This window comes from Microcoleus sp. Pol11C3, assembly GCF_036701485.1.
Taxonomy (GTDB): domain Bacteria; phylum Cyanobacteriota; class Cyanobacteriia; order Cyanobacteriales; family Microcoleaceae; genus Microcoleus.
Genome location: NZ_JAUBQW010000205.1, coordinates 1 through 7232, shown reverse-complemented (window position 1 = coordinate 7232; position 7232 = coordinate 1). Strand labels below are relative to the sequence as shown.

General features: G+C 46.8%; 9 protein-coding genes and 1 pseudogene. 8 read left to right on the top strand and 2 right to left on the bottom strand.

Annotated elements, in window-relative coordinates:
• Positions 1-95: 95 nt before the first annotated feature.
• Together QUA40_RS26825 and QUA40_RS26820 are read right to left on the bottom strand one after the other, a co-directional pair.
• Entirely contained in the window at positions 96-350 is a 255-nt protein-coding gene (locus QUA40_RS26825) for a hypothetical protein (protein ID WP_333131519.1), read from the bottom strand.
• 156 nt (positions 351-506) lie between these two features.
• On the bottom strand, positions 507-818 hold the full coding sequence (locus QUA40_RS26820) for a hypothetical protein (protein ID WP_333131517.1): 312 nt from the start codon (positions 816-818) through the stop codon (positions 507-509).
• Positions 819-877: 59 nt separating this feature from the next.
• Between QUA40_RS26820 and QUA40_RS26815 the strand changes: the two genes are divergently transcribed.
• The 8 genes and pseudogenes from QUA40_RS26815 to QUA40_RS26780 form a co-directional block, all read left to right on the top strand.
• Positions 878-1480, top strand: a complete 603-nt coding sequence (locus QUA40_RS26815) for a hypothetical protein (RefSeq protein WP_333131515.1) — start codon at positions 878-880, stop codon at positions 1478-1480.
• Between the two features lie 192 nt (positions 1481-1672).
• On the top strand, positions 1673-1870 hold the full coding sequence (rpmI, locus tag QUA40_RS26810) for a 50S ribosomal protein L35 (RefSeq protein ID WP_006634164.1): 198 nt from the start codon (positions 1673-1675) through the stop codon (positions 1868-1870).
• A 19-nt stretch (positions 1871-1889) separates the two neighbouring features.
• Positions 1890-2246, top strand: a complete 357-nt coding sequence (rplT, locus tag QUA40_RS26805) for a 50S ribosomal protein L20 (RefSeq protein WP_006634165.1) — start codon at positions 1890-1892, stop codon at positions 2244-2246.
• Between the two features lie 272 nt (positions 2247-2518).
• Positions 2519-3049 (top strand): tetratricopeptide repeat protein, encoded by a 531-nt coding sequence (locus QUA40_RS26800; protein ID WP_333131514.1) that lies wholly within the window; start codon positions 2519-2521, stop codon positions 3047-3049.
• 237 nt (positions 3050-3286) lie between these two features.
• Entirely contained in the window at positions 3287-3664 is a 378-nt protein-coding gene (locus tag QUA40_RS26795; protein WP_333131512.1) for a response regulator, read from the top strand.
• Positions 3661-4266 (top strand): chemotaxis protein CheC, encoded by a 606-nt coding sequence (locus tag QUA40_RS26790; protein WP_333131510.1) that lies wholly within the window; start codon positions 3661-3663, stop codon positions 4264-4266. The genes QUA40_RS26795 and QUA40_RS26790 overlap by 4 nt, the downstream gene beginning before the upstream one ends.
• Positions 4263-6458, top strand: coding sequence for a diguanylate cyclase domain-containing protein (locus QUA40_RS26785; RefSeq protein WP_333131508.1), 2196 nt, complete (start codon positions 4263-4265; stop codon positions 6456-6458). Before QUA40_RS26790 ends, QUA40_RS26785 begins: the two co-directional genes overlap by 4 nt.
• A 546-nt stretch (positions 6459-7004) precedes the next feature.
• Positions 7005-7232, top strand: a pseudogene (locus tag QUA40_RS26780) (hypothetical protein); the annotation flags it as partial.

Sequence of the window (7232 nt, the reverse complement as noted above, 5' to 3'; positions counted from 1 at the left end):
GGCACATCTCTTGATGAAATTATTCGTGCTTATTGTGCATGAATAGTGTCTCATACTTATTTGAAATGACTATAATTTCTTTTTCCTCCTTCTTCTCAACCATTTTGTACCATCCAGACAAGCATCCCCAAAATTATCTCGACTGGTGGAAATGGATAATCTCTGACATCAATAGTAACGGTTTGCCCTTCCAATTTGAGAAATCGCCAAGCAGTAACGCTGGTTACTGAACCGTAAATAGTCGAAATTGAGTTATTGTTGGTTTCGTTAAATCTTTGAGCCGCCACCATTTCGGCAATGCACTGCCCTAAACCGCTGTTAATATTATCTCGCTGAGCTTCTACCAGCATAACCGCTGGTGCTTCGATTTCAAATTGTTCGGGAGAGCGGCTGATTAAAAAGTCGCAAACTCCATTGGCTCTCCTGGGTTTATGGTAAATACGGTATCAGACACAACTGTTCGCGATTCTGTGATGCCCTTGGAGTAAGGATATGCGGTTTGTTTATCACCATAAACTCAGGAGAGCCACTCCATTTAATCCCGCTGCGATATCGACTGTAAAATTTGTGCCAGAAAATACGCTGATTTGGCGGTTTAGCAGGCGTTTTACTTCTAATAGTGCGGGGGCGATGATTGCTTCGGATCTGGCTTTTTCTGTTCCTACTGCGATCGCCCAGGGAAGTGTATCTTCCAACAAACCTGCTAAAATGGGACTGGGGGCGATCGGCTCGACTTCCGGCAAAAACCGCCCGCCTTCAACTGCGGTCAATCCGAAGCTTTGCTTAACCTTTCGCAGTGTAAAATTGCTGTAGGCCATGATTTTAGTTTTAAATTTAATCAAATGCTACATTAACATTAATAAAAATGGTGCTTTCAATGCCCTACAGTGAATTTACACTCAGAAAGGCTAAACTGGCTTTCGGCTTAACAACCGTAGAAGCAGGGCGATTCCTGCCGCAAACCGAGCCGATCGAACCTAGTTCATATTTGAGAGAATCGCTAATTGAAGGATTGCCACTAGCTACGGCTACGGGTTCAGAAAAAGCGCGATCAGAACTGATTATTAGTCCAATTTTAGTCGAAGTCAGAAAGATTTTGCAGCGACGAGTTAGCCTATTTTCGGGAGAAGATTTTACCGTAGAGCCGGAGTTGGGATTGAGCGGAGTTTGCGATTTTTTAATCAGTCGCTCTCCCGAACAAATATTGATTGAAGCGCCGGCAATTGTGATTGTTGAAGCGAAAAAAGCAGATTTGAAAGTAGGTTTGGGACAGTGCGCGGCCGAAATGGTGGCGGCTCAAAAGTTTAATGAAATTAACAATATCCCGATCGCCACAATTTACGGCAGCGTCAGCAGCGGTACTGTTTGGAGATTTTTGAAGTTGGAGGCAAAAACTCTGACTATTGACCTCAATGACTATGCTGTGCCTCCTGTGGAACCGCTTTTGGGGATGTTGGTTTGGATGGTTCGGGACGGTTAGGGCGATCGGCTTTCAACTAAAATTCAAAAATCTGGCAAAAAACCAAGGTGATGACATTGGTGCCGCCGGAGTCAAATTCTCTCCGCACCTGGGCCTCTCCCTAACTCTCCAACTCCCAACCCCCAAATCGACCTTGCAGAAAGTAGCACAAACGTGATACCGTATAAGCTTGTGTCCAAATAACACCAGTTCATGCCAAAACTCAAAACTCGCAAAGCAGCCGCAAAGCGCTTTAGAGCGACCGGCAGCGGTAAAATTGTGCGCCGTAAAGCTTACAAAAGCCACTTGCTACAGCACAAAAGTTCAGCTCGCAAAAGCCGTCTCTCTAAGCTGGTCGTCATCGACGAGACCAACGATGCTAACGTGCGGTTAATGCTTCCATACTTGTAAAGTTTAACGGAAATTAAAGATGACACGGGTAAAACGCGGTAATGTCGCCAGAGCGCGCCGCAAAAAAATTCTCAAATTAGCCAAGGGTTTCCGAGGCGCACAGTCGAAACAGTTCCGCACAGCTAACCAACGGGTGATGCAGGCCCTGCGTAACGGTTATCGCGATCGCAAAAAACGCAAACGCGATTTCCGTCGCCTGTGGATTGCTCGGATCAATGCCGCATCGCGCCAGCATGGCACGAGCTACAGCAGACTGATCGGCAACATGAAGAAAGCCAACATCGAAATCAACCGCAAAATGCTGGCACAAATGGCGATCATTGACCCCGCAACATTCGGTAAAGTTGTGGAAATGGCCAATCGAGCCGGAGCGTGAAAGTTGGCTTTATTTTCAGAATGCAGAAAGCAGAAGTAATAAAGATTTAACGGTCTGCCAGAGAAGGAAAACTCCTGATAAATCTAGGAGGTTGAGACCAACTTTCCTTCTTTGTTCTTACTTCTGGATTCTTGCTTTTTCAGAAATCGCGATCGAACCGAACGATCGCTATTTCCGTGTTTTTTATACAGTTGCAGAGGCAAATCTCAGAGATTTCTAGCCGATTAAAATAAATAAAACCTTCCACAGACCTACCTAATTTTAAGAAAAACATGGATAGTAATTTGCTCATTGTTTACCTAACAGTCCTGCTAGCTATACTGGGCAGTAGTTGCTGGTTTGTGGTGCGCCAGATTCTCACAACTCGGAACCTGGAAATGTCTTTAGAACGCTTAGAAAATAAACTGACGGTAGAAAAAGGAACTGCGCAGGAATACTACGAATTAGGAAGTATCTATCTAGATAAGAAGCTTTACTCCCAGGCGATCGTCCTGTTTCAAAAAGCCCTGAAAGCCAAAGACTTAGAAGGTGAAGAAAATCAAGCCGTTATTTACAACGCCCTCGGTTTTGCACACTTCGGCCAAGAACAGTACGACATCGCGATCCGCCAGTACAAAGAAGCCCTGAAGTTGCAGCCCGAATACGTTACATCTCTCAACAATCTGGGTCATGCCTACGAGCGCAAGAAATTAACAGCTCAAGCCTTGGAAATCTACGAACAAGCTCTCGCCTGCGATCCAGACAATGCCACTGCTAAACAGCGAGTAGAGTCCCTCCGGAAGCGTTTGGTAATCTATAACTGAGGGCCGATGTTAAGACCAATACAGATCCCGCAAACCTGGTTTCATTCAGAAACCGGGTTTTTTCTTCCCATAGTCCAAGATACTAAACTATCGAACACATTAATGCGTTAGTTTTTAAGAACAGGAATTCCGAGTCAGGCTAGATCACACACCGTCCCAGCACTTTAAATTACTGTGAAGATAAAAGCAATACCTGCAACGCTGGTCAGTCCTAAACAATAGAAGGAGGAGAACGTAGTGACATCTATTCTCGTTGTCGAAGATTCGTGGTTGACTCGCAGGGTAATCTGCAAAATCCTGCGAGCAGAAGGATACGAGACTTGGGAAGCACCCAGTGGCCCAGAAGCTCTAGAACTGCTCGCTACTAAAACCCCAAACTGTATGCTCTTAGATCTGCTGATGCCGGAAATGGAAGGTCGGGAAGTCCTGCAAGCCATGCGCGATCGAGGATATAAAATTCCAGTCATCGTAATTACCGCAGACATCCAAGCAACTACCCACTCCGAGTGCATGGAACTCGGAGCCCTGGCAGTCATTCACAAAATGCCCAACTCAGACGAACTGATCGGGTGGATCAAAAAAGCTCTCACTGCCAGCGAGGAGAGCACCCAATGAAATTAAGCACTCGACAGCTCGATGCTTTGCAGGAACTCGTCAACATCGGTATCGGTCAAGCAGCGGGGGTCTTGAACGACATGATCGACTCTCCGATCCGCTTGCAAATACCCTATCTTCAAATCTTGACTCCCATCGATGTGGAAGAAGAGTTAGAGCAGCACCTCAACGGTGAGCAAATCGCCGCCGTCCAGCTAAAATTCACAGGCTCCTTTGGAGGCATTGCCCAACTAGTCTTTCCCACCAACAGCGCTGCCATGCTCGTGACGATGCTCACAGGAGAAGAAGGAACTCACGATCTCGATTCAGTCAAAATTGGTACGCTCAGTGAAGTGGGAAATATTGTAATTAATGGGGTCATGGGTGCAATCAGCAACGTACTTCAGCAGCGCCTGAACTACTCAATTCCCACTTATAGTGAAGGGACGATTGCTAGTTTGCTGAAATCAGGCGGTTTAGCTACTGATACAGTTGTTTTATTAGCTCAGACCAGTTTCATGATTGAAAGGCTTCACATTGAAGGAGATATCATTCTTATTTTCAATGTCAATTCCTTTGACACCTTGTTGACTGCTATCAATCAACTTGCCGGGGGTCTATGATTGAGGAGAGCAAAACTATTAAGGAAAAGTTTGGGGTTCTCGACAGCGTACCAGTCGGGGCCTGCTTGCTGCAAGATGATTTTGTGGTGCTGTTTTGGAACACTTGTCTGGAAGAGTGGACAAAAATTTCCCGCAGCCAAATATTGGGCACAAAGATCACAACCCATTTTCCTCACCTGAGTCAGCTAAAGTACGCCACTCGCTTCAAGCAAATCTTTGCTGGAGGCCCGCCAACAATTTTTTCTTCTCAAATTCACAAGCACCTGATTCCGGCAACTTGGCAAGACGGCCAGCAGCGAATTCAGCAAACTACTGTGACCGCTGTGCCGACCCTGGAGGCTGGCATAGAAGAAGAGGAGGTTAGAGACTGGCTTCTCCATACTCTTGAGTTGCAACCAGACGGCACTGTCGGAGCCAGAGCACCAAAAAGTGCTTTTTTGTCTAGGGCATCTGCACTCTCAGTTTCATCATCAATATGGCCGGGGGTCAATTCCCCATCGTTCTACGCGCTGCTGGTGATTCAAGACGTGACCGACCTCACCCACCGCATCCAAGCTTACCGCACAATGCGCGATCAAGCTTTGGAAGAAGTGCAAGTGCGTCAGCGGGTGGAGGAAGAATTGCGATCGAGTCAGCATTTCATCCAGCAGATTGCTGACGCGGCGCCTTATTTGCTCTACATCTACGATTTGACCGAACAGCGGAACGTCTACGTTAACGGTCAAGCTTCTAAATTGCTGGGCTACACTCCCCAAGAAATTTTACAGATGCAAACTGCTTTTTACTCCAGTTTGGTGTACCCAGAAGATTTGCCGAAGCTTAAAGCCCACCAGCAAAATTTTCCCTCTGCCCAAGACGGGCATATTTTGGAGTTGGAGTATCGGCTCAAACATCGATCGGGCGAATGGCGCTGGTTTCGCTGCCGCGACCAAGTTTTTGCCCGCACAGCCGACGGCTGCCCCAAACAAATTTTCGGCACCGCTCAAGATATCACCGAGTACAAGCGGGCAGAAGAGGCGCTGCGGCAGCAGAACGAACGAGAACTGCTGATGGCTACGATTACTCAGCACATCCGCCAGTCTCTGGATTTGGGCGAAGTGCTCAGCACGACAGTGACAGAAGTGCGCCAGTTCCTTCAGGCCGATCGAGTGATGATTGTTCGCTTCAACCCCTGTACGGGCAGTCTCTGCGCCGCCCCGGCGACGGGGGCGGTAACAGTGGAATCTGTAGCTCCCAACTGCAAGCCGATGTTGGGGGAAACCCTGGAAAAGTTCTGTTTTGACGAGTTCTATCTCGAAGCGTACCAACATCGGGCGATCCGACCGATCGCCGATGTCTTGGCCGCCGATTTGCCGCAATATCAAATTGACTTGCTTGCACAATTCGCGGTGAGAGCTTATTTGGTAGTGCCTTTAGTGCAAGGAGACGAGTTGTGGGGGCTGCTGATGGCTCACCAGTGCAGTCCCCGGCAGTGGATGCAGTTGGAAGTAGAGTTGCTGTCTTCTCTGGCCACGCAGTTGGCGATCGCCATCAAGCAAGCAGAACTCTATCAGCAGTTGCAAGCGGCCAACCTCAAGTTAGAGCGCTTGGCAACTTTAGACGAACTCACGCAGCTAGCAAACCGCCGCCGCTTCGATCAGTATTTAGAAATGGAGTGGCGCAGACAAGCCCGGGAACAAACCCCTCTGTCCCTGATTCTCTGCGATATTGATTCTTTTAAAAGTTACAACGATACCTACGGGCACCCAGGGGGAGACGAATGTTTGCGACAAGTCGCCGCGGCGATCGGCAATGCAATCAATCGCCCTGCCGATTTAGTAGCTCGCTACGGAGGCGAAGAATTTGCCGTTATTTTGCCAAATACCGCGATTCAAGGCGCTGTGCTGGTAGCTGAACACATACAGCTCAAAATCGCAGCTTTACAGATTCCTCACGCTGGTTCTCAGGTGAGTCCGTACGTCACTCTCAGTCTGGGCGTAGCGAGTATTGTTCCTGCATCTGAATCTGGAGCCGAAATTCTGATTGCCGCAGCCGACCAAGCGCTCTATCAAGCTAAACGACTTGGGCGCGATCGTATCCAACTTTACCAGCCCGACCCTGCTGCTGGCAAGCCAAACGGGACAGCCACTTCGATACTTCCTGTGGATTTTTCTATACCGAATACTAATTTGCCCTCTCCCACCAGCGCTTGACGAATTGCAATATTGGTGAATCCAGAGTAGTTATACCTGTCCGCAATAAAGAATGCCACTGTAAGCCCGTATTCCAAACCCTGACCTAGCATTTCTCAGATAGATGAGGGAGAATAACAGCAGTTTGCAAACCACTTCCAAAGATATTTTTAGAAACTTACAGCGTATTCCAGGTTTATGAAGTACAGTAGCAGCCACTTTTAATATAGTTTTTGAAATGCTTAGTATTCACTAAATAAGCGTGCGGCAGACAGCAAAACGTCAACCATATTGCTAGTAGTTGGCGGAAACAGACGTAAAAAAGCTTTCAGTTGTGACCACCATAATTCTATATTTGCACTCGTTTTGTGGCAGACTGACTACTGCGTATTGTTTTTTTTCGTCAAACTTTGTTTTTTGACTTCTCTGCACATCATACGCTTAGCTGACAGACTCCTTGTGCGTCGATAGCCAATATTCACTTGGGTTCTTAGGACTTACGCATTGACAAAATCACAAAATAGTGCATCGATAAATATGACTGGTCTATTTTCCAGGTATTTGACAATGAGAAAAACTACCAAACCCTCGACAGCACAATGCAACGTAGAAAAGTATATTTTATTTTTACTCTTTGAACCAAAGTTTGGGGGGTGTAATAGGTTAGCAGAGATATTGGGAAATATTTCGCATGATTCTATCAATCGATTTTTATTAAGAGAAAGATCTGAACCGAAAGATTTATTCGAGATAGTTCAGAATATTATCACCTTAGAAGGAGGAATACTGAGTATT